The organism is Halomicrobium zhouii (genome assembly GCF_900114435.1).
In the GTDB taxonomy this organism is placed as follows: domain Archaea; phylum Halobacteriota; class Halobacteria; order Halobacteriales; family Haloarculaceae; genus Halomicrobium; species Halomicrobium zhouii.
This window is the reverse complement of sequence record NZ_FOZK01000002.1, coordinates 872,394-896,626: the sequence shown is the minus strand read 5'-3', so window position 1 is coordinate 896,626 and position 24,233 is coordinate 872,394. Positions and strand designations below refer to the sequence as shown.

The window sequence follows — 24,233 nt, the reverse complement described above, 5'->3', positions numbered from 1 at the left end:
CTTGCCGGATTCTACCCGCTGGAAATTGGAAAGACACTAATGGACGGTGGACACACTGCAAGATATGCAGACGGAGCCGTTCGTGAACCTGTTCGGGCCGCTGGACGCCGCGCTCCAGGGCCAGATCGAGATCGTGATACTGGCACTCGTCCTGGTCAACATGGTGACCCGGTTCCTCGCCCAGCGGCGATACGTCGACCAGTACGAGGACGACGGCGCCGACGCCATCACCCGGTGGGTCCCCCACGAGGTGACGAACCTCGTGCTCGTCCTCGCGTCGTTTTACTTCCTCACCGTCCACCACCACGGCGGCCTCGTCACCTCCGTGCTCGTGGTCGGGATGGTCATCACCGACTTCTTCGAGTTCGAGTCGCGCAAGGTCGAGGCCCGCCGCGACCTCCCGCTCGACCGGCCCAAGGCGGCCATCGGTGCCTGGGTCCTCGCGCTACTGTACGTGATCTTCCAGGTCGCCTTCACCGGCTCCATCGACTCGCTGGTCTAGCGCTCCTCGGTTCTCTCTTCTGGGTTCCCGCGCTGTGCCGAACGCTACTGTCGATTCCGCCGTTTCTCCACCGTGATCACTCCGGCAGACTCGCGAGTGACTGCTTCGACGCTCACTGTCGTTCGAGAGAGGGAGTGTCTGTAACGATCTGGTGTAATTCTGAGTTCTGGCACAGTACCGGCACGAACACGTCGAAAGCCCTCGGCGCGCTCGCGGTCGCTCAGCGGGATACCCTCACGTCCGTTCGGGTAGGGCCCGCTGAGCGACTGCCTTCCAGCGCGAGCCCACCTCGCCCTTTCAGTCCACCAGGGACAGCCTCGCTCGTGCGATGAAACGCACTCACGATCGACTCCGCCACCCCTCCCCGGTCGCTCGCCGTCCGGCGAGCGACACGCGTCCTGACCGCCCCGCAACCGCTCGGCCGAGAGGCCGTCTCGTCGGCCGACCAGGGGGAAGGCAGGGGTGCCGGCTGTGCGGACTTGGTGGACTGAAAGGGCGAGGCGGGGTGGACGAAGCACGACCTCGCAAGCACCGGAGCGTAGCGAGGAGCGCAGCGCGGGTCGCGCGAGTCCAGCGCGCCGAGGGCTTTCTGGTTGTTGTTGTCCCTACAGTTCTGTCCAGCACTCAAATCACAGAACTACCCGTTACACTCGCAATCTCCCGATAGCAAATACGTCGAAGCCGTCTGGCGTCCTCGGACGATACTGAAGAACGTCCCAGAGCGGGGAACCAGGCCGTGAAAACAGACTACTGCGCGCGTTCGGCGTACGATTCGCGGGCGCGCTCGAAGATGGGAATGAGGATCCAGAACGTGAGCGGGCCGAGGATCATGAACCAGAACAGCACGGGCTCGAGGAAGAGACCGATCTGGTCGTACACCGTCGCAGCCTCGGGTGGCGCGCCGGTGAGCTGTGTCCCTTCGAAGGACGGCGTCCGGTACCAGCCCGCCAGGGTCATCCACCCGAGACCGGCGACCACGAAGATGCCGAAGCCTTTCGCGAATTCGTCAGCCATTATCAGAGGGTTCGTCGGCGTCGTCTTTAGACTTTCCCATTTCCGCAGTGCGGAAACGCGTCGAGAAGGCGTAGGTCCCCGCGCCGACGACGATGAGCGCGATACCGGCGATGGCGACTACCGGGTCGATCTCCGAGGTCGGAAGCGTCGCCCGCTCGGTCGCCTGGTCGATGAGGAGGAAGCCGCCGACGACGGCGGCGACGGCGAACAGCGTCGAGAAGACGGTCACCGTCTTGTACACCCGGAGCGGGACCACGACGTCGCGCGTTCGCGCGTCCGGCTCGTCGACGCCCTCCGGCCGGTCGTCAGTCATTACGGACACGAACGGGGGGTACATACTTTACTGCGGCGAGTTCGTGTCGACGGCAACTGGCTCACTCGCCACGTCGCTCGTGGGCCGTGCATTTGCGCCCTGCGGCGCTGACGCTGATCGACGGGAGAGACGCTGGAAAACCAAGACGGTCGGAAACACTCGCAGCGCGGAAGGTGCTATTTCGGCGGTCGCAGGCGGTAGTAGCGGCGGTTGAGGTTGAACATGTACCCCTCGCGCATCGTCCGCAACACCGCGTAGGTGATGAACGCGCCGACGAAGGGCAGCAGGAACGTCAGGTCCTGCAGGAGCTTGGAGTCCATCGGGAGCAGGTTCTTGACCGACAGCGCGGCGATGGTGATCGAGAAGATCACGCCGGACATGCCGACGGCGGCCCAGAACGGCTGCTCGACGGGTCGCCGGGCGCTCCCCTTGTTCAGGAAGGGGACGATGGCGATGAAACCGACGATGACGACGTTTGCCAGGACGCCGTACGTTCGGTCGGCCAGCAGCTTCGTGTCCCCGAGCAGCGAGAGCTCGGGGTTGAGGAAGCCCAGCTTCAACAGCCCGAACGACCAGTAGAGGTACCAGTCGGGCAGGATGACCGCCGGTGTACTGGAGGCGTTGGCCGGCGGGCCGATGTGTGGCGGGAGCGCGGCCGAGAGGAAGATGATGATGCCGACGAAGAAGCTCGTCAGCGCGAGGTTGCGGATCATCTCGTGGGGCCAGGCCGGGAAGCCGAGCACGTCGCGCTCGACGTAGTCGGACTGCTGGCGCAGGTCCTGGTCCTCGCGGCGGGCCCGCTCGAAGTACTCGTAGGTGAGCCGGGAGAGCCCCTGGGTCCGCTGCTTGCGCTCGGACCAGGTCGGGGTCTCGTCGTCCGGCGGGACGATGCCCGTACCGCCGCTTCCGTCAGTGCGGACGTCTTCGGTGTCGGAGGTGGTGTCGTCTGTCATTGTACTAGTGTGGTTCCGCGATGCCCTGCATCCAGACGATGCCGATGTGCACCGCGATGAGTGCGGTCGTGACGAACGGGAGGAAGAACACGTGCAGGATGTACATCCGCTGGAGCGTCGACTGGCTCAGCGTGAAGCCCCCGAACATCAGCTGTGCGACCCACTCGCCGATGAGCGGAATCGACAGCGACATCTCGACGCCGATCTGACCGGCCCAGAACGCCAGCTGGTCCCAGGGGAGCAGGTAGCCCGTGTACCCGAACACCATCGTCAACGAGATGAGGACGATGCCGATGATCCAGTTGAGCTCGCGGGGCTCCTTGTACGCGCCCGTGAAGTAGACGCGCAGCATGTGGAGGAACACCGCGGCCACCATGAACTGGGCCGCCCACCGGTGGAGCGACCGGAGGAAGAAGCCGAAGTTCAGCTCGGTCATGATGAAGGTGATCTGCTCGTAGGCGATGGTGGGCTGGCCGTTGGCGTTGGCCGCTGCGGGCGCGTAGTAGAACCCCAGCAGGGCGCCAGACACCGCGGCGACGATGTAGGCGATGGTCGAGAACGACCCGAGCGCGTACAGCGGATACCAGTACCAGAACTTGTTGTCCAGGTTGTACTGTTCCGTGTGGCTCTTGGGCATCTGGAGGTTGACCTTGTAGTACATGTCCTCCAGGATTTCGAGGTAGTCGACGACGCGCAGGCGCTTGTCGAGCCAGATAAGCGTCGTCAGATAGATCTGTTCGATCGCGGTCAGGTCCCGCGATTCCATCCAGCGTCCGTGTTCGTGTTCGTCTTTGCGTTCGAGACTCATTGTATCACTGGTCCGGTCGCGGCAGGGCCACGAAGGATTTCTCCACTGGGCTGAAGGGGTCGTACACCGACTGGTGGCACTGGCAGTACACCTTGTTCTCGGCGTCGAACCGGGCGCTGTCCGCGTAGGCCTTGTAGCCCGGGACACAGCAGAAGTGGGTGCACTTGTTCAGCCAGACCATGAAGTCGTCGGCAGTCGCGCCCTCGAGGAAGGCCCGGACGCTCTCGTCCAGGTCGCTGTAGGGACCTTCGCCGTTGACCATCTGGGTCACGCGCGTGCTCCGGAGGACCTGGACAGGGATGGTCTGTGCGTCCGGCCCCTCCGAGCGCCAGCTGGCGGTCGCGGGCTTGCCGACGCCCGAGCTCCCGATGTCGTTGCCCCACTCCGCGTAGTCGTCGAACATGTCGACGGTGAGCGGTTCGCCGCCCTCGACGTCGCTCATCCAGTCGTACGTGCCCGGTGTGGCGCGGAAGTAGTTGTCCTCGTCCGCTTCGGGATTCAGGCCCGCGTAGGACTGGATCCCGCAGTACTGGAACCAGGACCAGGTGTAGGGGACGCCGCTCCCGTTGAACCCGTTGGAGCCTTCCCCGACCTCCTCTGCACGCTGTGGGGTCTGGCCGCGTAACTCGCCCTCGTCGGTGACCTCGACCGGGATGATGGGCATGCCGCGCGGTGCGGGCCCCGCAGTGTTCTCGATTCCGAAGAAGAACGTCTGGCCACCGCCGGCCCCGAGGGGCCCGGTGGTCGCGTCGAGCGCGGCGGCACCGCCCGCACCGACGCTCGAGAGCGCTGCGCTACCGACGACGCCTTTGACGAAACGGCGTCGTCCCGATTCGGCCGGATACTTGTCTTCGTCCAGTGGCATTGTTATTTCTTGTAGTAGGGGTAGACCGCACGTTTGACGCTCTCCCAGGGGTCTTCGTCGGCGATGGGCGTCCCCTCGACGTCACCCTCACGGACGTAGAGGTCCTCCCACTTGCGGCGGCGTTTCTTGACGATCATCACGTCGGGGAGGAACTCCTTGCGGTAGAGCACCATGATGAACGCCAGGTCGATGAAGATGACCGCGAGGACGCCCCCGAGGAACATGTTCCCCAGCGGGGCGTTCGTCCCTGCCCACTGGGCGATAATACCGTAGGTGAACAGCCCGACGAAGACGACCTCGACGACCGTCAGGAGGACGATCGCGAGCGCGGCGGCCGTGCTCTCCCGGGGCTGTTCGTAGCGGTGGATGTCGCCGTAGGTAGATCCGCTCGAAGACATCAGTCGTTCCCTCCCTTGGTGTTGGCCGATTCACCGTACTTGAGCGTGAAGAAGGTGAACACGAGCGACGCCAGGATGGCGAGCACCGTCGAGATGCCGACGAAGTGCGCCTGGAACGGGACGCCCATGTGTTCGGGGTTGACGGGCGTTCCCCCGCCCCCGCTCGTGTCGACGGTGGGGTAATCGGAGCCGACGACGACAGCGCCTTTCATCCCCTGGCCTTCGTGAGGTTCACAGACGTACTGGTAGATGCCGTCTTCCTCGATGGCGACCTCGTAGTTGACGCCGGCTTCGGCGACCGGGTCGCCCGAGTCGATGGTGCCATCGCTGCTGACGGCGTTGTGCGCGCCGCCTTCGCCGGTCCACTCGAAGAGGATGGTCGCGCCGGCGTCGACGTGGACGGCCGGCGGGTCGAACGCGAACGCGCCGCCGTTGCCCTCCGCACCGACGGTGATGGTGACCTCGCTCTGGCCGGTCGCGTCGACTGTCTCGCCGCCGTAGTTGTCGACGTTGCTGAACCAGGTGCCGTAGTCCGGCGGTCCGGCACTCCCGCCGCCTCCGCCACCGCCACCGCCGGTTTCGTTGCCACCGCCATCGCCGGCGCTGGTCTCGTTTCCGCCGCTGGTTTCGTTGCCACCGCCGGTCTCGTTCCCGCCACTACCCGGCGTGCCGGTGGCGGTCTCGGTCTCCTGGGCGGCAGCAGGGCCGGCGGCGCTGAGGGCCGCTGCGCCACCGGTGGCGCCCCCAGCACTCAGTAGAAATTCCCGCCTGTTCATGTACGTCCGAATTTCAGTCCCCGGTTTGTATAAACCCACCGAATACCGCCGGCAGGAACCGTCACGACCGTTCGGAACGGGTCTCTCCGGCGTCGTCTCCCGCAGCCTCCTCCCCGGGCGCTGGCGGCAGGAACTCGGGCCGTTCCCCGTCTTCGAGTCCAACGCCACGGAGCCGGTCGCGGAACTCCTCGGCGCGGAACGTGTCCGAGAGCCGTGCGTTGGCCACGACCACGAAGAGGACGACGCCGATGGCGAGGAAGCCGAATCCGGCGATGAACAGCAGCAGGGCATTCGTGCCCCGCGTGCCGAACGAGAACACGCCGCCGCCCAGCAGGACGAGGCCGGCGAGGATCTGGATGCCGGCGATGACCTGAAGCATGTTGTTACCGAGTTCGTTCCCACCCTCGGGGACCTCGTCTGGGCGCGGGAGGACGGGCCCGTCCGGCATCTCGGGGGCGTCGTAGGACTCCATCGAACACAGGGCCACGGTCGGCTTGACGTCACGGAGGACGGTCCCCTCGCCCTCGACGCTCCCGTCGGGGTAGATCATCGCGTACGAGTTCTCCGAGTACGCCAGCAACCGGGGCGGGTCCTCGTAGCGCTCGACGCGCGCGAACACCTCGCGGTTCCGGACCCGCGTCTTCAGGTCCGCCTCGACGCGGTCGATGAGTTCCGCGCCGGTGATCCACGTCTCGGGGTCGAACGCCGCCTGCCACTCGTCGATGGACATCTCCGCCATCTCCGCCGGCCCGAAGTTCTCGAAGTCGTACTTCTCGTCGACGGCGTCGCGTAGCTCCTGGACCGACTCGCTTTCGCCCTCCCCACGGTCCGAGTACTGTTCGTCCTCGGCGTCGCTCATTGTGCGAAACTGTGGCCCGTAGCCGCATAAACGCCGCGACGTGTCCTCGTCACGGTCACTCGGACGGCTGCGCTCCGGGCGGGCCCGCTCGAATTGCGGGATACCGTCGGGACGGGGCATAGCGTCGGGACGGGGCACGCGTCTTTTCACTCGCCGGACCCTACGTCGGCCAATGAGCGTCATCGGCGAGTTCACTGTCCCGGCGTCGGCGTTCGCGCTCGAGGACACGCTAGCGGCCCGGCCCGAGGCCGTCGTCGAAGCCGAACGGATGGCGACCCACAGCACCATGCAGGTGATGCCGTTCCTGTGGGAGTCCAATTGCGACGCCGACGAGTTCCGTGACCTCCTCCGGGAAGATCCGTCGTTAGAAGAAGTCAGCGTCTCGGAGGACACCGGCGACGGCGCACTGTACAAGGTCGTCTGGGAGCAGGCGTTCAGGGACCTGGTCGACGCGATGGTCGACCACCGCGGCGCCGTGGTCGAGGCGACCGGGACGGACGGCACGTGGTATCTCACGCTCCGCTTCGCCGAGGAACGCCACGTTGGGGAGTTTCAGGACTACTTCCACGAGAAGGGGCGCGACTTCGAGGTCGAACGGCTCTACCAGCCCTCGGCGCCCAGACAGCGCGAGTACGACCTGACGCTCGAGCAGCGAGACGCCCTGGTGGCCGCATACGGCGCTGGCTACTTCGGCGTCCCGCGCCAGTCCTCGACGAGCGATCTGGCGTCGGAACTCGGGATCTCCTCGAACGCCGTCTCCGCCAGACTCCGACGCGGGACGGCAAATCTCGTGGGCAACACCCTCGCCGTCGACGACGGGGACGACGAGAGCGACCAGTGAGGATCGGCTGGTGACACCGCAGCGGCACTTAAGAGGTGGGACAGATGAGACCGATTTCTCAAGCGGTTCGACGCCCTCCGACTAGTCGATGACCACCATTCAGACGACGATATCTCCCGACGCTACGCTCGACGAGGCGTTCACCGCCCTCTCTCACGAGCGGCGACGTGCCGTGTTCCGGTGTCTCCAGTCTGCGGACGGCCCCGTCGGCGTCGCGGACCTGGCACGCGACGTCGTGGCCCGGGAACGCGACGCCGACGGGCGAGCGATCCCCGACGAGGCCGTCGAACGGTGTTACGTACGGCTCCACCACGTCCACCTCCCGAAGCTCACAGACGCGGGCTTTCTCCACTACGACCAGGACCAGACGACCGTCGCCCTCGCGGACGACATCGGTTCGGTCGGGCCACTACTGGACTGGGCGACCGAGCAGGCCAACTAGACGCCACCGCACCGGCGTCCGGACCGACTTCGGCATCCTTTAGCGACCCACCCGCCAAGCCGGGGCCATGCAGGGCCTCTCGCCGGCCGCAATCTCGACGGTCGTGCTCGTCGCCGTCACACTGAGCCTGCCCTGCTTCCTCTACGGCGCCTACTACATCATCGAGACGGAGCCGGTCACCTGGGGCGTGCTGATGCACCACCTCAAGTTCGTCGTCACCGGCCTGATCCTGACGACCGTCCCGCTGGTCTTCTGGATGGCCCCGCGACTGCCAGACCAGTTCGGCGGCCTCTCGGCGCTGCACGCCATCCTCGGTCTGCAGGCCTACGCCATGCTCGCGTTCGGTTTCACCGGCATCGTCCGCATCTTCCGCGCGAAGTTCGAACACGACCTCTACGAGGAGTACGACGAGGACGTGCTGCTCGACGAGATCGGCGGGCCGACGATGAGCCACTGGCGCTCCCGCGTCCGCATCGGCGTCTTCGGCTACGTCATCTTCTGGATACTTGCGTACGTTGTCGGCGTCGCCCGGTTCGTCATCCGCTACGTGTACTGAACGTCACGGCACCCGTCGGTTCACTCGGCCACCGCGAACCTCGCCGTCTCGTCGCCGATCTGGACCTCGAACGCGCCCGGTTCGACGACGCGCTCGCCGTCGGGCTGGCGGACGCCGAAGTCGCTCACGTCCACGCCGAGTGTGACTTCGGCCGCGTCCCCTGCGTCCAGTTCCACCCGGGCGAAGTCCGCGAGTTCGCGCACGGGCGTCACCCGCGAACTCTGCACGTCGGAGACGTAGCAGTCGACGGCGGTCGCGCCCGGTCGTTGGCCCGCGTTTCGGACCGTCACCGTGGCCTCGACGGTTTCGTCGGGCGCCACCGTCTCGGCGGACAGCGAGAGGTCCTCGACGGTGAAGTCGATGTAGCTCAGGCCGTGGCCGAAGGGAAAGAGCGGGTCGTAGGAGGCGGGATGTTCGTGCGGGCCGACGACGTCGGTGTCGCGGGAGCGGTTGAACCGCGTCGGGAGGTGGCCCGCAGAGCGCGGCATCGAGATGGGGAGGGTGCCCGACGGATTGTGCTCGCCGAACAGCGTCTCCGCGACGGCCGTCCCGCCCTCGCTGCCGGGGTAGTAGGCCATCAGCAGCGCCGGTGCGGCGTCGGCGACGTCCGCGACGGCCAGCGGCCGACCGGTCACCAGCACGACGGCAGTGGGCGTGCCGCTGTCGACGACGGCCTCGACGAGTTCGCGCTGGGCATCGGGGAGGTGGAGTTGCGAGCGCGTGGGGAACTCGCCGGTCTCGCCGCTCTTCTCCGCGAGGGCGAACTCGTGGATGTACTGGCTCTCGCCCACCGCTACCACCGCGACGTCGGCGCTGGCGGCTTTCCGCGCGACGGCGTCGAGGTCCCGGGATTCGGTCATCGTCGCGCCCTGTTCGAAGGTGACCGACGTCTCGTCGCCGGTGACTGCCGCGACCCCATCGCGGATGGAGACGCCGTCCTCGTTGTCACCCCGACTCCACCCGCCGAACTGGTGGTCCAGGTCGTCGGCGTTCGGGCCAGCGACGAACACCTCCGAAACGGTCGGGTCGAACGGGAGGACCTCTCCCTCGTTCTGGAGCAGCGTCATCGACTCCCGGGCCGCGTCGAGGGCCACCTCGCGGTGATCGTCGGTCCGCAGGGTCTCTTTCGCTCGCTCCAGGTCGACGGAGGGGTCCTCGAACAGCCCGCTTTCGAACTTCGCTTCGAGGACGGGCGCGACGCTCTCGTCGAGTCGTTCCTCGTCGACTTCGCCCGACTCGACCAGGCCCACGAGCGCGTCTGCGTACGTCCCAGCAGCGGGCTGGTCGAGGAAGGCGTCCATCCCCGCGCCGACGGCGGCCAGGGTGCTCTCGCGGAGCGACCCCGTCACCTGGTGGTCGTCGTGGAGCATCCGGACGCCGTGGTGGTCCGAGACGACGAAGCCGTCGAACTCGAGGCCGTCGAGCAGGTCGCCCAGATACTTCCTGGTCCCGTGGACCGGGAACCCGTCGACGGCCGCGTAACTGGGCATCACCGCTTCGGCACCGCCGCCGGCCTCGATGGCCGCTGCGTGAGCGCGCAGGTGCATCCGCCGGAACGTGCTCTCGGAGAGTTCGTTGACCGCGCCGTCCTCGCCCCGGACCGGCTCGCCGTAGGCTGGGAAGTGCTTGACCGTCGCCAGCACGGTCTCCTCGCCCGCGATGCCGTCGCCCTGGTAGCCGCGGACTTTCGCCGCGCCCATCGCCCCGCAGAGGCGCGGACTCTCGCCGAACGTCTCGAAGACCCGGCCCCACCGCGGTTCGCGCCCGACGTCACAGATGGGGTCGTAGTTCTGGTGGGCGCCCGTCACGGCGAGTTCCGTGGCAGTGACCGACGCCATCTCTTCGAGTAGTTCGGGGTCACGCGTCGCCGCCATCCCGAGGTTGTGCGGCGCGACGGCCGCGCCCTTGGCGTAGGCGTTCCCGTGGACTGCGTTGGAGATGAGCAACAGCGGGATGCCCAGCCGCGTCTCCTCGACGGCGTACGCCTGGATGGTGTTGGCCACCTCGACCATCGCTTCGGGGGTGTCCGGCGCGTCCTCGCGGCCGAACGGCGAGGCCTGTCCGAGGTGGTGCCGGTCGACGTTCGACGTGACCGTGTCGACCACCTCGTCGACCGACCCGGTCGCTGGTTCGACCAGTAGCTGGCCGACTTTCTCTTCGACGGTCATCCGGTCGAGCAGGTCGGCGACGCGCGTCTCGACGTCCTCGGTGGGGTCCCGGTAGGGGACAGTTGGCATGACACACTCCTCGAAGGGGCCCGACAAAAGTCTCTGGCCCGTCGATATCGCCGTTTCGGAAACAACCGCCGCGGACTATCCGCGCTCGCCGGCCGTCGTGGCGTGGTGGCGTCCGTGGACGTACCCGACCCACACCAGCACCGCGGGGAGGACGACGAACGTGAGGAAGTCGAAGGCCACGAAGTAGATGACTGCGGTCTCGCCGACCGACCTCGCGTGCGGAAGCCACGCCGGAAACTGGCCGCCGCCGTCGACGACGCGCTCGATGACCGTCCCCACCGCGTACTCGCCGGCGACGATGGCCGCGACCAGGCCCGCGAGAATACCGAGTGACCGCCAGCGGACGCGGTCGCCCAGGCTCGTAACGTCGAGGCTCATGGTCGAACGCGGGGCGCGAACTGGCAAAAACCTGTCCGTTAGTTCCTTCCTCACCACGCCTCGCCGCTGGCGAGGTCGACGTCGCTGTCCATCTTCGCGGAGGGACAGATGTCGGCCAGGATGCACTCGTCACAGGAAGGGTTCCGGGCCGTACAGACCGCGCGCCCGTGGTCGATGAGGAGGTGGGTGAACTGCTGCCACTCGTCCTCGGGGACGACGGGCATCAGGTCCTCTTCGATCTTCGGTGGCGTCTCCGCTTCGGTGATACCCAGCCTGCGCGAGAGGCGCTGGACGTGGGTGTCGACGACGATCCCCTCGACGATGTCGTGGCCGTGCTGGAGGACGACGTTGGCGGTCTTCCGGCCGACGCCGGGCAAGTCGGTGAGGCCCGACATCGAGTCGGGCACCTCGCCGTCGTACTCCTCGACCATGATCTGGCCCGCGTTCTTGAGATAGCCCGCCTTGTTGTTGTGGAAGGTGATACCGTAGATGTCCTCGGCGAGTTGCTCCTCGTCGGCCTCGGCGTAGTCGGCGGCGGACTGGTACTTCTCGAAGAGCTCTTTCGTCTTCTCGTTGACCCGCTCGTCGGTACACTGCGCGGAGAGGACGACGGCGACGAGCAGTTCCAGCCGGTTCGAGTACCGCAGCGAGATGGCGGAATCGGGGTACTCCTCGTGGAGGCGCTCGACGACCGCCTCGGCCTGTGCCTCGCGTGACTCCAGCGGCGTTCCCATGGGGTGGCGTTACGAGTGGTGGGGCTTGAGCGATTCGACTCCGCGTCAGCCCGAGGCGACTGCCGACCTGATCTCGTCGAGTGGCAGATCCTCCCCGGGATTCTGCGCTGAGTCGCCTGCCGCCCACGCGTATCGGACGAAACAGTCCTCGCCGACGACGAACAGCGCCGGCCTGACCCGGATCGTTCGTTCGTCGAGAGGTTCCAGGATCCCGTACCGCTCGGCGAAGAAACCGTCCTGGTCGAGGAGCAACGGGAACGGGACGTCGACCTGTTCGGCCAGTCGGTCGTGACTCGCGCGGTCACCGACGCCGACGGCGAGGACGGAGAGGCGATCCGTGACCGCCCCCCAGTCGACTGACGCGATCTCGCGGAGTAACTTCGCCGACTCCGCTGTGTCCGTGACCGGGTAGAACGCGAGGACGACCGGTCCCTCACGGGCCGCCGCGGAGAGCCGATACGTCTCGCTCCCTCCGGCCGTCGGTCGCGGCAGGTCGAAGTCGAGCGCTGGGTCGCCGGCGTCGAGCATACCCGGTGGTTCCGCCAGGGGCGGCTTAAGCGTGGTCCAGGTCCGACGTTGTCACTGGATCGCACGCCGGGGAAATCCTGAAAGCGGCCGCGCGCGACGCTCCATGCATGTCTGGACCCACGTTCCTCCGTGGCGAGACGGTCACGCTCCGTGTCGTCGACGAGGACGACCTGGCGTTCGCCCAGCGCGTCGTCAACCACCCCGAGGTCCGCCGGGGCGTCGGCGCGTTCGCCCCGAAGACTGCCGAAGACGAACGCGAGTGGTACGAGCGCCAGGACGACGACGGACCCTCGTTCGTTCTGTACGCCAGCGACCAGCCCGTCGGCATCGCCGGCCTCCACCTCGACCCCTACCCCTGGGGCTACGCCGAGGTGGGCTACATGGTCCACCCGGACCACTGGGGCCACGGCTACGCCACCGACGCCGTCCGCTGCCTGGTTCGGTACGCCTTCGACGAACGCCGCCTGCACAAGGTCGGAGCGGACGTCTACGCCCCCAACGAAGCCTCCCAGCGCGTCCTGGAGAAGGTCGGCTTCGAACGCGAGGGGGTCCGCCGCGACCACGCCTTCGTCGACGGTGACCACGTCGACCTCTACGAGTACGGCCTGCTCGAATCGGAGTGGCGCGAGTAGCTGTCAGCGAGCGAGGGTTTACGGACGCCGAGGGCGAACGTGTCGTATGACCTACCAGACGACTGTCGGCTGGTCCCTGTTCACGTCTGGAATCGTGACCCTGCTGCTGAAGGCGCTCCCCTACGACTCGCTGTACTGGGGCATCCTGTTGCTGTTTGTGGGTATCGTGGTGCTCGTCCGACGACAGCTCTGATCAAATGGTATCGGCTTTGCAGCAGAGAACACGTAATCAAACACGTCGAAAGTCCTCGGCGCGCTCGACTCGCGCGCCACAGTCTGCGCTCCTCACTCCGTTGTCGTTCGAAAGAGCGCGTACGCGCTCTTTCGTGATGACGAGAGAGCTTCGCTCTCTCGAACCACGAGGAGCGCAGTCGGTCCGCGGGACCGGAGCGCGCAGAGGGCTTTCTGGCTGTTGGCGGTCTCGATTCCGACTCAAGAGTGCGCGCCGAGGGCTTTCTGGCTGTTGGCGGTCTCGATTCCGACTCAAGAGTGCGCGCCGAGGGCTTTCTGGCTGTTGTTGGCATCGTTTCTTCCAGCCCAAACTCACCAGAATACCTACTCACTTCACACACGTACCGAAGAATCCAGCGACGTATCCGGAGAACGACGTTCCATCCCGTCACCACCCGTCTCACCCGTAGTGCAGTTCCTCCACGCGTTCGTCGAACAGGCGCTGGAGGAGTTTCGTCATCGGCCCGCTACCGATTTCGATCCCGTCCACGCTCGCGATCGGGCGGATCTCCCAGGTCGAGTTCGTGAGGAACGCCTCGTCCGCGTTCCGGACCGCGTCGACGGAGTAGCGGCCGGTCTCGACCGGGAAGTCCTCGGCGTCGGCGAGATCCATCACCACGGAGCGGGTGACGCCGGGCAGCAGGTCCAGGTCCGCGGCAGGGGTCCGGAGGCCGTTCTCCGTCACGAAGAAGAGGTTGCTCGTCGCGCCCTCGACGACGGTCCCGTCCACGTCGCGCATCAGGCACTCGTCGGCGCTGTGGTCGGCCGTCGCGGCCCGGCGGAGTTCCAGGCGGCCCAGGATGCCGTTGAGGTAGTTGTGGGTCTTGGCGTCCGTCGGGAGCGCCGCGTCGGGGACCCGACGGGTCCGAACGGTCTGGACCGTCGCCGGGTCCTCCCAGACCCGGTCGCCGTCGGTACCGCCGCGGGGCAGTTCCTTCACGATGACCACGACCGTCGGGTCGACCTCGGCGGCAGGGGTGAGCTTCCCGGGCTGGACGCCTCTCGTCACCGAGACCTTGACGTACGCGTCCGCCAGGTCGTTGGCGTCCAGCGTCTCGGCGACGCGCTCGCGCAAATCGTCCGGTACTGCGTCGCCGAAACCGAGCGTCTCGGCGGTCCGCTGGAGGCGCTCGCGGTGGGCGTCCCACTGAAAGCACTCGCCGCCGTAGGCCCGCAGCGTCTCGAAGGCGGCGTCGCCGTACTGGAAGCCGCGGTCCGCGACGCTGACGGTCGCATCTTCTGCCGGGACCAGGTCGCCGTTCACGTGGTATTGCATCTGAGGACGAAGTTCTCCACGAGTTGTTTGCCGTGTTCGGTCAGGATGCTCTCCGGGTGGAACTGGACGCCGACGTGAGGGCGCTCGCGGTGGCGGACGGCCATGACGACGCCCGCCTCACCGTCGGCCTCGTCCTCGGTGTGCGCCGTCAACTCCAGCGAATCTGGCAGGTCGTCCCGCTCGACGGCGAGGGAGTGGTACCGACCGACTTCGAGCGGGTCGGGCAGGTCGGTAAAGACGCCCTCGCCGTCGTGGGTCATCGCCGAGGCCTTGCCGTGGACGACGGCCTCGGCGTGGCCCACCGGCGCGCCGTTGGCGGCACACAGCGCCTGGTGGCCGAGGCAGACGCCGAGCGTCGGGTAATCGAGGTCGGCGAATATCGGCATCGAGACGCCCGCCTCTTCGGGAGTACCGGGCCCCGGCGAGACGACGATGCCGTCCGGATCCAGCGCCCGTATCCCGTCGACGTCGACGGCGTCGTTCCGGCGGACCACTACGTCGTCGACGTTCCCCCCCAGGCGCAGCACCACCTCGCCGACGTACTGGACGAGGTTGTAGGCGAAGGAGTCGTAGTTGTCTAGCACGAGGACGGTGGGCGCGAAGTCGTCGGCCGGTCCTCCGGAACCGGCGGTCGCCCCGGACGTTCCGAACGGTCCGGTCATTCCGACCCCTCCACGGTCAGCTCGGTCCGGTCGTCGAGGGCAGCGTCGACGGCGTTGATCAGCGCGCGTCCCTTGTCCAGCGTCTCCTCGTACTCCCGTTCGGGGACCGAATCGTGGACGATGCCCGCGCCGACGCGGAGGTAGTAGCGACTCCGGTAGCGAACGAGCGTGCGGATGAGGATGTTCAGCGTCGCGCGGCCGTCGAAGCCGAAGATGCCGATGGAGCCCGTGTATGGGCCGCGCCGGGTGGCCTCCAGTTCGTCGATGATCTCCATCGTCCGGGGCTTGGGCGCGCCGGTGATGGTCCCGCCGGGGAAGACGGCCGCGATGGCGTCGGTCAGGTCGCGGTCGTCGCGCAGGCGCCCCTCTACCCTGGAGACCAGATGCATCACCTCGGAGTAGCGGTCGACGCGGCGATACTCCGGGACGTCGACGGAGCCGAATTCGCTGACCTTCCCCAGGTCGTTTCGCTCCAGGTCGACGAGCATGGCGTGTTCGGCCCGCTCCTTCTCGTCGGCCAGCAGGTCGGCCTCCAGTTCCTCGTCCGCGTCGGCGGACTCTCCTCGCGGGCGCGTCCCGGCGATGGGTTCCGTGAGCAGGTGTTCCCCGTCGCGTTCGAGCAGGAGCTCGGGGCTCGCGCTCACCAGGTCGACGCCGGGGAACTCCACGAGCGCGGAGTAGGGCGCTGGATTGACCTCCCGGAGCGCGTCGAAGGCGTCGACGGGGTGGACCGCCGCGGGCGCGACGAGGCGCTGGGAGACGTTGGCCTGGAACGTGTCGCCCTCGCGGACGTACTCCTTGACGCGGCGGACGCGCTCGGCGTAGGCCTCGCGCGTGCAGTCGCTCTCGAAAGTAGCGCGGTCGGTCTGGACCCGCGGCTCCCCGACCAGCGGGTCGCCGTTGACGGCCCGCCTCGCCAGGTCGAGGGCGTGCTGGCGGCCGAACGCGTAGGCGACGCCGGGGCTCTCGAACTCGTCGAGGCGCGGGCACGCGGTCACCCGGAGCGTCGTCTCGTCCGCTCCCTCAGTTCCGTCCTCAGCCTCGGCGCCGCCCTCACACTCGTCCCTGGGTTCCTCCCAGGCGGCGATGCGGTCGTACGCGGCGATCTGCAACCGGGGCAGCGCGCGGTCGGTGACGGCCGAATCCGTGAGGTCCTCCAGTTCACGCACGACGTCGTAGGAGAGCCACCCGATGGCGCCGCAGGGGTACGGGACGTCGCAATCGCCCCGGACGAGTCGCTCCTCGTCGAGGAACGAGTCGAGTGCGGCGAGCGCGGAGCCGTCTTCCGGCCCCACCTCTTCGAACCGGGCCGGGGTCGTCGCGAAGTACCCCCACCCGGACTGGCCGCCGGTGGTCCCGAGATAGACGCCGCAGGCCTCGTCGCCGTCGCGCGCCCGCCGGTAGGCGAGAAACGGGTCGTCGACCGCGACGTGGACCTCGACGGGGACCCGTGCAGTCGCCGGAGCGTCGGCCGCGAGGCCGAGAAACGCGTCCCGGTCGGTCGTGACGGTCGGCATTGGAGAGAGAGAGAAGCGGTCCGACTAATTCCCTTACGATACCGTCAGTATTCCGCGGCGGCGTCGATCCAGCCCTCGATGCGCGCGGCGGAGATGTCGGTGGCCGATTCGAGTTCGTCGGGGTCAGCCGCGGCGAGGTCGGCGACGGTCTCGACGCCGGCGTCGGACAGTCGCTGACCGTACGCCGGACCGATGCCGCTGATCTCGGTGACCGGGTCGTCCGGGACGTCGGCGGCGGCAGCCTCGGTCCCGTCGTCCTCGACCGACCCTTCGTCGAGGTCCTCGGTGGATCCCGCGTCCTCGCTCTCGGCAGACGTGTCACCGTCGCTTTCGTCGGACGCCTCCTCGTCGTCCGCGGCAGGTACCTCCTCCTCTACCTCCGCGTCTTCGATCGGAGCGTCCGCCGTCGATTCCTCGGTCGCCGCGTCGGTGGCCCCCTCGCCGACGTCCTCGATCTCGGTCTGGACGGTCTCGTCGTCGACCGCCTGGACCGGCGACTCGCCGGCGTCGGGTTCCGCTTCTTCGATCGGCGTCTCCGCCTCGCTCGATTCCCCAGTCCCGACCCCCACGTCGGATTCCTCCCGCTCGGAGGTCCGGGACGCCGCCGTTTCGGTCCCCTTGACGGCGTCCTCGGACTCCGAAGACGGCTCACGCTCCACGGTGACGTCGACGTCCCGCGGCGCGGCCGTCCCGGAGTCGGGAGAGTCCGCGCCGTCGAGACCGAGCGCGGATTTCAGCTTCTGTATCAGACCCATGGTGTGGTCTATTAATTGCCGGCACTTAATCCCTTCCGAGATTTCGGCGGCCAGCGGTCGGCGAGGCGACGACTTCGCGAATCCCCCGTGGTTGAATTCGACTCAGGGACCCCCGGCGGCGCGTCTCCCGGTCGACGGAATCGCTCGACGCGACGGCCGCGACGGCGTGGGAGATCAGTGCCTACGTCTCGTGAAGTCGGTCGCGGAGCGCGGCGTTCATCTGATCGACCGGTGCCCGTTCGCCAGTCCAGCGTTCGAACGCCTCGACGCCCTGGAACAGGAGCATCCACGCGCCGTCGACCGTCGTGGCACCGGCGGCCGCGGCCTCGCGAAGCAAGCGCGTCTCTATCGGTGAGTACACCGCGTCGAGCACGGCCAGGTCGCCGTGGAGCGCGTCGGCCGCCACCGGCGACCGGTCCTCGTCCATCCCGACGCTGGTACAGTTGACGAGCACGTCGGCGTCCACGAGAAGGTCGTCGAGGTCGTCCAGCCCGTGGCCCGAGGCGTCGGGGACGTCCGCTGCCAGGTCGTGGGCCGTTTCGACGGTTCGATTGGCGATTTCGACGGTCATGCCCTCGTCAGCCAGGCCGAATGCGACGGCCCGGCCCGCGCCGCCCGCGCCGACGACGACGGCCGTCCCCTCGATGGCGACGTCGTGCTCGCGGAGTGCCCGGACGGCGCCCACGGCGTCGGTGTTGTACCCCGTCGGCGTCCCCTCGCCGAAGTCGATGGTGTTGACCGCCCCGATGCGTTCGGCCAGCGGATCGGGGTCGACCGCCTCGAGGACGTCCCGCTTGAACGGGATGGTGACGTTGAGGCCGGCGACGCCGAGCGCGTCGGCGCCCTCCACCGCGGCGACGGCGTCGTCCGCTCCCGGTTCGAACGTGACGTACCGGGCGTCGAGACCGACCTCGCGATACCCCGCCTCGTGCATCGGCGGCGACAGCGAGTGACCGACCGGGTTCCCGATGAGACCGTAGACCTGCATACCCGATTGCGTGGGGCGCGAGGTATAAATCGCACCGGCTCGCGGTGGGCCCGGACGAACCGGTTCCCGGCCAGGGCCCCAAGTTCCCGGCCGGAGCTCGGTATTTCGCAACAGTTTCAAACCGAACCGCATTCAGTGGCAGTAGTGAGTCGTCTCCGCCATCCACTGGTCGCGGTCGGGGCAGCGTTCCTGCTGACAGCCCCGTGGATAGTTGCCTTCGCCAGCGGGTATCCGCTCTCGACGCTGGCCACCGTCGGTCTCAGCGGTCTCGGTGTCGTCGGCGCGTCGTTCCTGCTGGCCTGGGCGGCCGAAACCGCAGAGAAGGACGTGCCGACGGCCTTCGCCATCGCCGTGCTGGCCGTCCTCGCCGTCGCCCCGGAGTACGCCGTCGACGCCCTGTACGCCTGGAACGCGGGCGCCTACGCCGGCACGCCCCGCGGCGCCGAAGCGGCCAACCTCGCCATCGCGAACATGACCGGTGCCAACCGGATCCTCATCGGTCTGGGCTGGTCCGGCATCGCCCTGTTCACCGTCTACCGGGCGATGCACACCGGCGACCCCGCCGTCCGGAGCCGACCGGGCTGGCTCTCGGACTCGGTCCAGCTCGACCGCGACATCGGGCTCGAGATCGTCTTCCTCTTTCTCGCGACGGTCTGGGCGTTCCTCGTCCCCTTCGGCGGCGGCATCGGTATGCTCGACACCGTCGTCCTCGTCGGCCTCTACGCCGCGTACATCGTGATCATCCTCCGCGGCGAAGTCGAGCCCCCGGAGGAACACGGCGGCGTCCCAGCGTACTTCCAGGGGTGGGCCCGGCCGTGGCGGCCGCTGGTCGTCCTCGCGCTGTTCACCTTCTCCGGCGCGCTGATCTTCTCCGCCGTCGAACCGTTCGCTCACGGCCTCGAAGAACTGGGCCTGGAGTACGGCGTCCCCGCGTTCTTCATGATCCAGTGGATCGCGCCGCTGGCCAGTGAAACGCCCGAACTCATCGTCGTCGCGGTGCTCGTGAACAAGGCGCGCTCGACGGCCGGGTTCAACGCGCTCATCTCCTCGAAGCTGAACCAGTGGACGCTGCTGATCGGGACGCTGGCCGTCGTCTACAGCATCGCACTGGGCCAGATCGGGACCCTCCAGTTCGACCTCAAGCAGTCGGTCGAAATCTGGGTGACCGCCGCCCAGTCGCTGTTCGCCATCGCGCTGCTGATCAACTTCGAGATATCCGTCCGGGAGTCGCTCGTGCTCCTCGTACTCTTCCTCTCGCAGGTGATCATCGAGTTCCTGATTCTCCGCGTCCTCACCGTCCCGAATCCGGAGGAACTGAGCCTCCTCTTCCTCGACGCCTACATCGTTCTCTACGTCCTGCTCGCGGTCGGTCTCTTCGTGGTGCGCCGTGGTGCAGTCATGGAAATCTTCGGTATCGCAGCGAACACTGTTCGCTCGGCCATCTGGCGTGAGCCGTCGACGGAGCACGCCGACTGATGCTCGCCATCGTCGTCTCCCGGGCCGACAGCGCGTCCGAGCACGTCGGCGAGCACCTGCTCGATCTGGCCGACTGGGAGGAACGAGTCGACGACAGCCGGCCGGACGCCGACGGCGGCGCCACGGTGTACCACCTCGACGACGCCGAGTTGCGATTCTTCGACGAACTCCACCTCGAGACGACCCGCGTCGCCGACGGCTTCGACGACCCCGACCTGCTCGTCTTCGCCTCGCGCCACGCGGGCGAGACGGACGAACTGCTGACCGCCCACCACACCGGCAACTTCGGCGAGGCGGAGTTCGGCGGGACGGACGGCTCGCTCGCCCGCGCCTGCCCGAACGCTCACCGGCGCGTCCTCGAGGCCCTCGCCGAGCACGCGCCCGAGGAGTACGAGGTCGGGATGGAGTGCACCCACCACGGCCCGAGCGACGTCGGCACCCCCTCGATGTTCGTCGAGGTCGGCAGCGACGAGGCCCAGTGGGCCGACCCAGCGGCCGCCCGCGCCGTCGCCAGCGCCATCCTCGACCTGCGAGGCGTCGCCCCCGACGCGCCCCGGGAGAACGGGTCCCGTCGACAGCTCGTGGGGTTCGGCGGCTGCCACTACGCCCCCCGGTTCGACCGCGTCGTCCACGAGACGGACTGGGCCGTCGGCCACGTCGCGGCCGACTGGTGTCTCGACGCGATGGGTGACCCCGAAGCCAACGAGGACGTCGTCCGGCAGGCGTTCGAGGCGAGCGCGGCCGACTACGCCCTGCTGGAGGCCGACCGACTTGCCCTGCGCGAGACCATCGCGGCCCTGGGCTATCGCGTCGTCAGCGAGACCTGGGTCCGCGAGACGACCGGCGTCCCGCTCGGCCTCGTCGAGCGCGCGGAAGACGCCATCGCGACCGTAGACGAGGGGCTGCGGTTCGGTGACGTCCCGGGCGCCGTCGACGACGCGGCCGCCGACGACGAAGCGGCGGTCCCCGTCGACTTCGACGTCGTGTCCATCTCTGACGACCTCCTCACGGAAGCGTGCGGCATCGACGCCGAGGGCGTGCTGGACGCCGTCTCCGAGAGTGCAGTCGCCTTCGACACTGAGCAAAACGGAACGCGCGTCGTGGGCCCCGTCGCGGTCCGGAACGCGAGCGACAGGGACCGGATACTCGACGGAATCGCCGACGTCCTCCGGGCGAAGTACGACGAGGTCACGCGGAGCGGCGACGAGCTGATCGCCAGACGGCAGGCGCTCGACCCGGAGCGGGCGCGGATGATCGGCGTCCCCGAGGGGCCGAAGTTCGGCCGGCTTTCCAGCGGCGAATCGGTCGAGGTCGACGGCCGAACTATCAAACCCGAAGACGTCAGTAGAGAGCGAAAACGGCGCTTTAATTGCTAGTTACCGGCGCTGAAACGATACGTTACCGTCACCGCCCAGTCTGGCGAATCAGTCCGACGGGCGTCAGACGGAGGGGGAAAGCTAATAACGACGGGTCTGTTATCAGCGTTCAAATTATGGACAGCATAATCGACGACGCCATCGAGGAGGCCGAAGACGAGCGGGAGGAACCCACGTCGGGCGGGGATCGGGACGCGGCAAACACCCCCGAGACGACCGACGACATGAACACGTCGGGGACGATGACGGACGACGAACTCTCGAGCGTCGTCAAGGACCTGGAGACGAAGATTACCGTCGTCGGTTGCGGGGGCGCCGGCGGGAACACCGTCACCCGGATGATGGAAGAGGGGATCCACGGGGCGAAACTCGTGGCCGCCAACACCGACGCCCAGCACCTCGCCGACGAGGTTATGGCCGACACGAAGATCCTCATCGGCCGCAAGCGCACCGGCGGCCGCGGCGCGGGCTCGGTCCCCAAGATCGGCGAGGAGGCCGCCCAGGAGAACATCGAAGACATCCAGCAGTCCATCTCCGGCTCCGACATGGTGTTCGTCACCGCCGGCCTCGGTGGCGGAACCGGCACCGGCTCGGCCCCCGTCGTCGCCCAGGCCGCCCAGGAAGCGGGCGCCCTGACCATCTCTATCGTCACGATTCCCTTCACCGCGGAGGGCGAGCGCCGTCGCGCCAACGCCGACGCCGGCCTCGAACGTCTCCGCTCTGTCTCCGACACCGTCATCGTCGTCCCGAACGACCGCCTCCTCGACTACGCGCCGTCGATGCCGCTGCAGGACGCGTTCAAGATCTGCGACCGCGTCCTGATGCGCTCGGTCAAGGGGATGACCGAACTCATCACCAAGCCCGGCCTCGTCAACGTCGACTTCGCCGACGTTCGCACCATCATGGAGAACGGTGGCGTCGCGATGATCGGCCTCGGCGAGTCCGACAGCGAGAACAAGGCCCAGGACTCGATCCGTTCGGCCCTGCGCTCGCCGCTGCTCGACGTCGAGTTCGACGGCGCGAACAGCGCGCTCGTCAACGTCGTCGGTGGCCCGGACATGTCAATCGAAGAGGCCGAAGGCGTCGTCGAGGAGATCTACGACCGCATCGACCCCGACGCCCGCATCATCTGGGGCGCCAGCGTCAACGACGACTTCGAGGGGAAGATGGAGACGATGATCGTCGTCACCGGCGTCGAGTCCCCGCAGATCTACGGGAAGTCCGAAGCCGAACGCGAGAAGGCCGCAAAGCAGGTGGGCGAAGACATCGACTACGTCGAATAGCGCGGTACCGCTCGCTGCGTTTCTTCTGCGATCCACTCTCTCTATTCGCCCGGTCGACAGACGTTTCTCCCGGGTCCCCTTAGAATCGTGACACGATGGCTCGCGATCACGACGGCTTCGATCCGGAGGCACCGGCACAGAGCGAGATCGGTCGCGAGATGGTCGACCAGAGCACGGGACTCGGGTCGGTGGTCGCGCACATGTACCGCGGCGAACTCGACCGGGAGGTCAACTGGCGCACGCGCCTCGATTCGACGACGAACTGGGCAGTGACCATCATCGCAGGTATCCTGGCGTACGCCTTCTCCAGCGAGGACGTCGGGCACGCGATCATCCTGGTCGGCATCGTCATCGGCGTCGTCTTCCTCGTCATCGAGGCGGGCCGCTTCCGGCGCTACGACGTGTTCCGCTCCCGCGTGCGCTCGATGCAGGAGAACCTGTTCGCGAACGCGCTGGACCCCTCCGAGGGCGTCGAACAGCGCGACTGGCGCCGGCAGCTGAGCGAGGACTACCGGCGGCCGACGGTGAAGCTCTCGCTCCAGCAGGCGCTGGCCCACCGCCTCCGCCGTGTGTACCTGCCGCTGTTGTGTGGCCTGCTGATCGTCTGGCTGATCCGGCTGACCGGCGCCGACGGGTCGATGATCGAAGCGGCCCGCGTCTCGGGAGTGCCGGGATTGGCGGTGTTCGCCGCCGTCGGTCTCCTCTACGTCACCCTCTTCGCCATCGCGTTCTGGCCGGGCCAGACCGACATCGCGGAGACGAGCGACGAGGCGGACCGCGGCGACCTCGACCAGACTGGCTGAGCCGGTTCGACCGTCGAGCCCGAACCGATTCGCTCTCTGCTGGCCAACGCTTTTCCCGCTCGGCGACGATTCGTCGACAGACAGATGGGTCTCTTCGAAAAGCTCGGCCGGGAAGTCGAGGAGTTCAAACAGAACGCGAAGCAGGCCGCCGAAGCGGAGGCGGACTATCGCTGTCGGGACTGTGAGGCCCAGTTCCACCACGACTACGACGAGTGTCCGGAGTGCGGGTCGGACGACGTCGAGTCGACGACGGCGGAGTGAATCGGGGTCGCCGACAGGTGGGGACCGAAACATCGCGCCATCGCAATATAGAAAAGCAAGGGGTTGCAACCCACCGCCATGGACGTACCCTATGACCTCACCTCGTACGTGCGCGTGCTCAAGCTCGCGAGCACGCCCTCGTGGGAGGAGTTCTCCCAGGTCGCCCTCATCGCGGGCGCGGGAGTCGTGCTCGTCGGCCTCATCGGCTTCGCCATCTTCGTGATAATGAACTTCGTACCGGGCGCGGTCCCGACGTGATAGCATGGGTATCTACGCAGTCAAAACCACGGCCAGTCAGGAACGCACCGTCGCGGACATGATCGTCAACCGCGAGGAGCCGTCGATCCACGCGGCCCTCGCGCCGGACTCGCTGACCAGCTACGTCATGGTCGAGGCCGACGACGAGAGCGTCTTCGAGCGCATCCTCGACGAGATCCCCCACGCAAACGGCGTCGTGCCGGGCCAGTCCTCGATGACGGAAGTCGAGCACTTCCTCTCGCCCAAGCCCGACGTCGAGGGCATCGCAGAAGGGGACATCGTCGAACTCATCGCCGGGCCGTTCAAGGGAGAGAAGGCCCAGGTCCAGCGCATCGACGAAGGGAAGGACCAGGTCACGGTCGAGCTGTACGAAGCGACAGTCCCGATTCCCGTTACCGTCCGTGGGGACCAGATCCGCGTGCTCGACTCCGAAGAGCGGTAGCATACCGCGAGCGGAGCGAGCGGCTTTTTTCGCCCACGTTTTTCGAGGAGTGGTACCCGTAGCGAACGG

The 24,233-nt window shown here is 67.4% G+C and carries 30 protein-coding genes; 13 read left to right on the top strand and 17 right to left on the bottom strand.

What is annotated here, in order from left to right:
- Nucleotides 1-64 precede the first annotated feature (64 nt).
- Nucleotides 65-502: a DUF7313 family protein gene (locus BM337_RS11630; RefSeq protein ID WP_089816763.1), complete on the top strand. Its 438-nt coding sequence runs from the start codon at nt 65-67 to the stop codon at nt 500-502.
- Between the two features lie 747 nt (nt 503-1,249).
- Here BM337_RS11630 and BM337_RS11625 read toward each other — a convergent pair.
- The 8 genes from BM337_RS11625 to BM337_RS11590 form a co-directional block, all read right to left on the bottom strand.
- Nucleotides 1,250-1,516: a DUF7314 family protein gene (locus BM337_RS11625; RefSeq protein ID WP_089816762.1), complete on the bottom strand. Its 267-nt coding sequence runs from the start codon at nt 1,514-1,516 to the stop codon at nt 1,250-1,252.
- A complete protein-coding gene (locus BM337_RS11620; RefSeq protein WP_089816761.1) occupies nt 1,509-1,829 on the bottom strand; it encodes a DUF7315 family membrane protein in 321 nt (106 codons plus the stop codon). The genes BM337_RS11625 and BM337_RS11620 overlap by 8 nt, the downstream gene beginning before the upstream one ends.
- Nucleotides 1,830-2,005: 176 nt before the next feature.
- Nucleotides 2,006-2,782 (bottom strand): cytochrome b family protein, encoded by a 777-nt coding sequence (locus BM337_RS11615; protein ID WP_089816760.1) that lies wholly within the window; start codon nt 2,780-2,782, stop codon nt 2,006-2,008.
- A 4-nt stretch (nt 2,783-2,786) separates the two neighbouring features.
- Nucleotides 2,787-3,590, bottom strand: a complete 804-nt coding sequence (locus BM337_RS11610; protein WP_089816759.1) for a cytochrome b — start codon at nt 3,588-3,590, stop codon at nt 2,787-2,789.
- A 4-nt stretch (nt 3,591-3,594) separates the two neighbouring features.
- Nucleotides 3,595-4,455: a Rieske (2Fe-2S) protein gene (locus BM337_RS11605; protein ID WP_089816758.1), complete on the bottom strand. Its 861-nt coding sequence runs from the start codon at nt 4,453-4,455 to the stop codon at nt 3,595-3,597.
- 2 nt (nt 4,456-4,457) lie between these two features.
- On the bottom strand, nt 4,458-4,853 hold the full coding sequence (locus BM337_RS11600; protein WP_089816757.1) for a DUF7318 family protein: 396 nt from the start codon (nt 4,851-4,853) through the stop codon (nt 4,458-4,460).
- The gene (locus BM337_RS11595; protein WP_089816756.1) at nt 4,853-5,629 is read right to left on the bottom strand and encodes a halocyanin domain-containing protein; all 777 of its coding nucleotides are present in this window, start codon (nt 5,627-5,629) and stop codon (nt 4,853-4,855) included. The genes BM337_RS11600 and BM337_RS11595 overlap by 1 nt, the downstream gene beginning before the upstream one ends.
- Nucleotides 5,630-5,690: 61 nt before the next feature.
- Nucleotides 5,691-6,488 (bottom strand): DUF7319 domain-containing protein, encoded by a 798-nt coding sequence (locus BM337_RS11590; protein ID WP_177227448.1) that lies wholly within the window; start codon nt 6,486-6,488, stop codon nt 5,691-5,693.
- 172 nt (nt 6,489-6,660) lie between these two features.
- Here BM337_RS11590 and BM337_RS11585 point away from each other — a divergent pair, with 172 nt between their 5' ends.
- From BM337_RS11585 to BM337_RS11575, 3 genes are all read left to right on the top strand, one after another.
- Nucleotides 6,661-7,329: a helix-turn-helix domain-containing protein gene (locus tag BM337_RS11585; protein WP_089816755.1), complete on the top strand. Its 669-nt coding sequence runs from the start codon at nt 6,661-6,663 to the stop codon at nt 7,327-7,329.
- 88 nt (nt 7,330-7,417) lie between these two features.
- On the top strand, nt 7,418-7,771 hold the full coding sequence (locus BM337_RS11580) for a DUF7344 domain-containing protein (RefSeq protein WP_089816754.1): 354 nt from the start codon (nt 7,418-7,420) through the stop codon (nt 7,769-7,771).
- A gap of 67 nt (nt 7,772-7,838) precedes the next feature.
- Nucleotides 7,839-8,327 carry a DUF7321 family protein gene (locus tag BM337_RS11575; RefSeq protein WP_089816753.1) on the top strand — a complete coding sequence of 163 codons (489 nt, stop codon included), beginning with the start codon at nt 7,839-7,841 and terminating at the stop codon, nt 8,325-8,327.
- A gap of 20 nt (nt 8,328-8,347) precedes the next feature.
- Here BM337_RS11575 and BM337_RS11570 read toward each other — a convergent pair whose 3' ends face one another.
- From BM337_RS11570 to BM337_RS11555, 4 genes are all read right to left on the bottom strand, one after another.
- Entirely contained in the window at nt 8,348-10,564 is a 2,217-nt protein-coding gene (locus tag BM337_RS11570) for a glycoside hydrolase family 3 N-terminal domain-containing protein (protein ID WP_089816752.1), read from the bottom strand.
- A 75-nt stretch (nt 10,565-10,639) separates the two neighbouring features.
- A complete protein-coding gene (locus BM337_RS11565; protein ID WP_089816751.1) occupies nt 10,640-10,942 on the bottom strand; it encodes a hypothetical protein in 303 nt (100 codons plus the stop codon).
- A gap of 50 nt (nt 10,943-10,992) precedes the next feature.
- Nucleotides 10,993-11,676: an endonuclease III gene (nth, locus tag BM337_RS11560; protein ID WP_089816750.1), complete on the bottom strand. Its 684-nt coding sequence runs from the start codon at nt 11,674-11,676 to the stop codon at nt 10,993-10,995.
- Nucleotides 11,677-11,721: 45 nt separating this feature from the next.
- On the bottom strand, nt 11,722-12,204 hold the full coding sequence (locus BM337_RS11555; RefSeq protein WP_089816749.1) for a redoxin domain-containing protein: 483 nt from the start codon (nt 12,202-12,204) through the stop codon (nt 11,722-11,724).
- A 107-nt stretch (nt 12,205-12,311) separates the two neighbouring features.
- On the opposite strand from BM337_RS11555, the gene BM337_RS11550 reads away from it, so the two are divergent.
- Nucleotides 12,312-12,836: a GNAT family N-acetyltransferase gene (locus BM337_RS11550; RefSeq protein ID WP_089816748.1), complete on the top strand. Its 525-nt coding sequence runs from the start codon at nt 12,312-12,314 to the stop codon at nt 12,834-12,836.
- A gap of 46 nt (nt 12,837-12,882) precedes the next feature.
- Nucleotides 12,883-13,029 (top strand): hypothetical protein, encoded by a 147-nt coding sequence (locus BM337_RS21170; protein ID WP_177227446.1) that lies wholly within the window; start codon nt 12,883-12,885, stop codon nt 13,027-13,029.
- Nucleotides 13,030-13,467: 438 nt separating this feature from the next.
- Here BM337_RS21170 and BM337_RS11545 read toward each other — a convergent pair whose 3' ends face one another.
- The 5 genes from BM337_RS11545 to BM337_RS11525 all read right to left on the bottom strand — a co-directional run bounded on the left by BM337_RS11545 (nt 13,468) and on the right by BM337_RS11525 (nt 18,265).
- The gene (locus BM337_RS11545) at nt 13,468-14,343 is read right to left on the bottom strand and encodes an aminotransferase class IV (protein ID WP_089816747.1); all 876 of its coding nucleotides are present in this window, start codon (nt 14,341-14,343) and stop codon (nt 13,468-13,470) included.
- Complete coding sequence (locus tag BM337_RS11540; RefSeq protein WP_089816746.1) at nt 14,328-15,005, bottom strand: anthranilate synthase component II; 678 nt, start codon at nt 15,003-15,005, stop codon at nt 14,328-14,330. Before BM337_RS11540 ends, BM337_RS11545 begins: the two co-directional genes overlap by 16 nt.
- Nucleotides 15,002-16,522, bottom strand: coding sequence for an anthranilate synthase component I family protein (locus tag BM337_RS11535; RefSeq protein WP_089816745.1), 1,521 nt, complete (start codon nt 16,520-16,522; stop codon nt 15,002-15,004). The genes BM337_RS11540 and BM337_RS11535 overlap by 4 nt, the downstream gene beginning before the upstream one ends.
- Before the next feature lie 44 nt (nt 16,523-16,566).
- On the bottom strand, nt 16,567-17,277 hold the full coding sequence (locus BM337_RS11530) for a helix-hairpin-helix domain-containing protein (protein WP_089816744.1): 711 nt from the start codon (nt 17,275-17,277) through the stop codon (nt 16,567-16,569).
- Between the two features lie 181 nt (nt 17,278-17,458).
- On the bottom strand, nt 17,459-18,265 hold the full coding sequence (locus BM337_RS11525; RefSeq protein WP_089816743.1) for a shikimate dehydrogenase: 807 nt from the start codon (nt 18,263-18,265) through the stop codon (nt 17,459-17,461).
- Nucleotides 18,266-18,409: 144 nt separating this feature from the next.
- Between BM337_RS11525 and BM337_RS11520 the strand changes: the two genes are divergently transcribed.
- The 7 genes from BM337_RS11520 to BM337_RS11495 all read left to right on the top strand — a co-directional run bounded on the left by BM337_RS11520 (nt 18,410) and on the right by BM337_RS11495 (nt 24,164).
- A complete protein-coding gene (locus BM337_RS11520; RefSeq protein ID WP_089816742.1) occupies nt 18,410-19,741 on the top strand; it encodes a sodium:calcium antiporter in 1,332 nt (443 codons plus the stop codon).
- Nucleotides 19,741-21,117 (top strand): D-aminoacyl-tRNA deacylase, encoded by a 1,377-nt coding sequence (locus BM337_RS11515; protein ID WP_089816741.1) that lies wholly within the window; start codon nt 19,741-19,743, stop codon nt 21,115-21,117. The genes BM337_RS11520 and BM337_RS11515 overlap by 1 nt, the downstream gene beginning before the upstream one ends.
- Before the next feature lie 116 nt (nt 21,118-21,233).
- Nucleotides 21,234-22,400, top strand: coding sequence for a cell division protein FtsZ (ftsZ, locus tag BM337_RS11510; protein WP_089816740.1), 1,167 nt, complete (start codon nt 21,234-21,236; stop codon nt 22,398-22,400).
- Between the two features lie 95 nt (nt 22,401-22,495).
- Entirely contained in the window at nt 22,496-23,203 is a 708-nt protein-coding gene (locus BM337_RS11505) for a DUF2270 domain-containing protein (RefSeq protein ID WP_089816739.1), read from the top strand.
- Nucleotides 23,204-23,287: 84 nt separating this feature from the next.
- Entirely contained in the window at nt 23,288-23,464 is a 177-nt protein-coding gene (locus BM337_RS21165; protein ID WP_177227443.1) for a hypothetical protein, read from the top strand.
- Nucleotides 23,465-23,542: 78 nt separating this feature from the next.
- Nucleotides 23,543-23,722: a protein translocase SEC61 complex subunit gamma gene (locus tag BM337_RS11500; protein WP_089816738.1), complete on the top strand. Its 180-nt coding sequence runs from the start codon at nt 23,543-23,545 to the stop codon at nt 23,720-23,722.
- Between the two features lie 4 nt (nt 23,723-23,726).
- Entirely contained in the window at nt 23,727-24,164 is a 438-nt protein-coding gene (locus BM337_RS11495; protein ID WP_089816737.1) for a transcription elongation factor Spt5, read from the top strand.
- Nucleotides 24,165-24,233 lie beyond the last annotated feature (69 nt).

Coding starts and splice junctions, on each gene's coding strand:
- BM337_RS11630 (WP_089816763.1), top strand. CDS start 65: ATGCAGACGGAGCCGTTCGTGAACCTGTTCGGGCCGCTGGACGCCGCG.
- BM337_RS11625 (WP_089816762.1), bottom strand. CDS start 1,516: ATGGCTGACGAATTCGCGAAAGGCTTCGGCATCTTCGTGGTCGCCGGT.
- BM337_RS11620 (WP_089816761.1), bottom strand. CDS start 1,829: ATGACTGACGACCGGCCGGAGGGCGTCGACGAGCCGGACGCGCGAACG.
- BM337_RS11615 (WP_089816760.1), bottom strand. CDS start 2,782: ATGACAGACGACACCACCTCCGACACCGAAGACGTCCGCACTGACGGA.
- BM337_RS11610 (WP_089816759.1), bottom strand. CDS start 3,590: ATGAGTCTCGAACGCAAAGACGAACACGAACACGGACGCTGGATGGAA.
- BM337_RS11605 (WP_089816758.1), bottom strand. CDS start 4,455: ATGCCACTGGACGAAGACAAGTATCCGGCCGAATCGGGACGACGCCGT.
- BM337_RS11600 (WP_089816757.1), bottom strand. CDS start 4,853: ATGTCTTCGAGCGGATCTACCTACGGCGACATCCACCGCTACGAACAG.
- BM337_RS11595 (WP_089816756.1), bottom strand. CDS start 5,629: ATGAACAGGCGGGAATTTCTACTGAGTGCTGGGGGCGCCACCGGTGGC.
- BM337_RS11590 (WP_177227448.1), bottom strand. CDS start 6,488: ATGAGCGACGCCGAGGACGAACAGTACTCGGACCGTGGGGAGGGCGAA.
- BM337_RS11585 (WP_089816755.1), top strand. CDS start 6,661: ATGAGCGTCATCGGCGAGTTCACTGTCCCGGCGTCGGCGTTCGCGCTC.
- BM337_RS11580 (WP_089816754.1), top strand. CDS start 7,418: ATGACCACCATTCAGACGACGATATCTCCCGACGCTACGCTCGACGAG.
- BM337_RS11575 (WP_089816753.1), top strand. CDS start 7,839: ATGCAGGGCCTCTCGCCGGCCGCAATCTCGACGGTCGTGCTCGTCGCC.
- BM337_RS11570 (WP_089816752.1), bottom strand. CDS start 10,564: ATGCCAACTGTCCCCTACCGGGACCCCACCGAGGACGTCGAGACGCGC.
- BM337_RS11565 (WP_089816751.1), bottom strand. CDS start 10,942: ATGAGCCTCGACGTTACGAGCCTGGGCGACCGCGTCCGCTGGCGGTCA.
- nth (WP_089816750.1), bottom strand. CDS start 11,676: ATGGGAACGCCGCTGGAGTCACGCGAGGCACAGGCCGAGGCGGTCGTC.
- BM337_RS11555 (WP_089816749.1), bottom strand. CDS start 12,204: ATGCTCGACGCCGGCGACCCAGCGCTCGACTTCGACCTGCCGCGACCG.
- BM337_RS11550 (WP_089816748.1), top strand. CDS start 12,312: ATGTCTGGACCCACGTTCCTCCGTGGCGAGACGGTCACGCTCCGTGTC.
- BM337_RS21170 (WP_177227446.1), top strand. CDS start 12,883: ATGACCTACCAGACGACTGTCGGCTGGTCCCTGTTCACGTCTGGAATC.
- BM337_RS11545 (WP_089816747.1), bottom strand. CDS start 14,343: ATGCAATACCACGTGAACGGCGACCTGGTCCCGGCAGAAGATGCGACC.
- BM337_RS11540 (WP_089816746.1), bottom strand. CDS start 15,005: ATGACCGGACCGTTCGGAACGTCCGGGGCGACCGCCGGTTCCGGAGGA.
- BM337_RS11535 (WP_089816745.1), bottom strand. CDS start 16,522: ATGCCGACCGTCACGACCGACCGGGACGCGTTTCTCGGCCTCGCGGCC.
- BM337_RS11530 (WP_089816744.1), bottom strand. CDS start 17,277: ATGGGTCTGATACAGAAGCTGAAATCCGCGCTCGGTCTCGACGGCGCG.
- BM337_RS11525 (WP_089816743.1), bottom strand. CDS start 18,265: ATGCAGGTCTACGGTCTCATCGGGAACCCGGTCGGTCACTCGCTGTCG.
- BM337_RS11515 (WP_089816741.1), top strand. CDS start 19,741: ATGCTCGCCATCGTCGTCTCCCGGGCCGACAGCGCGTCCGAGCACGTC.
- ftsZ (WP_089816740.1), top strand. CDS start 21,234: ATGGACAGCATAATCGACGACGCCATCGAGGAGGCCGAAGACGAGCGG.
- BM337_RS11505 (WP_089816739.1), top strand. CDS start 22,496: ATGGCTCGCGATCACGACGGCTTCGATCCGGAGGCACCGGCACAGAGC.
- BM337_RS21165 (WP_177227443.1), top strand. CDS start 23,288: ATGGGTCTCTTCGAAAAGCTCGGCCGGGAAGTCGAGGAGTTCAAACAG.
- BM337_RS11500 (WP_089816738.1), top strand. CDS start 23,543: ATGGACGTACCCTATGACCTCACCTCGTACGTGCGCGTGCTCAAGCTC.
- BM337_RS11495 (WP_089816737.1), top strand. CDS start 23,727: ATGGGTATCTACGCAGTCAAAACCACGGCCAGTCAGGAACGCACCGTC.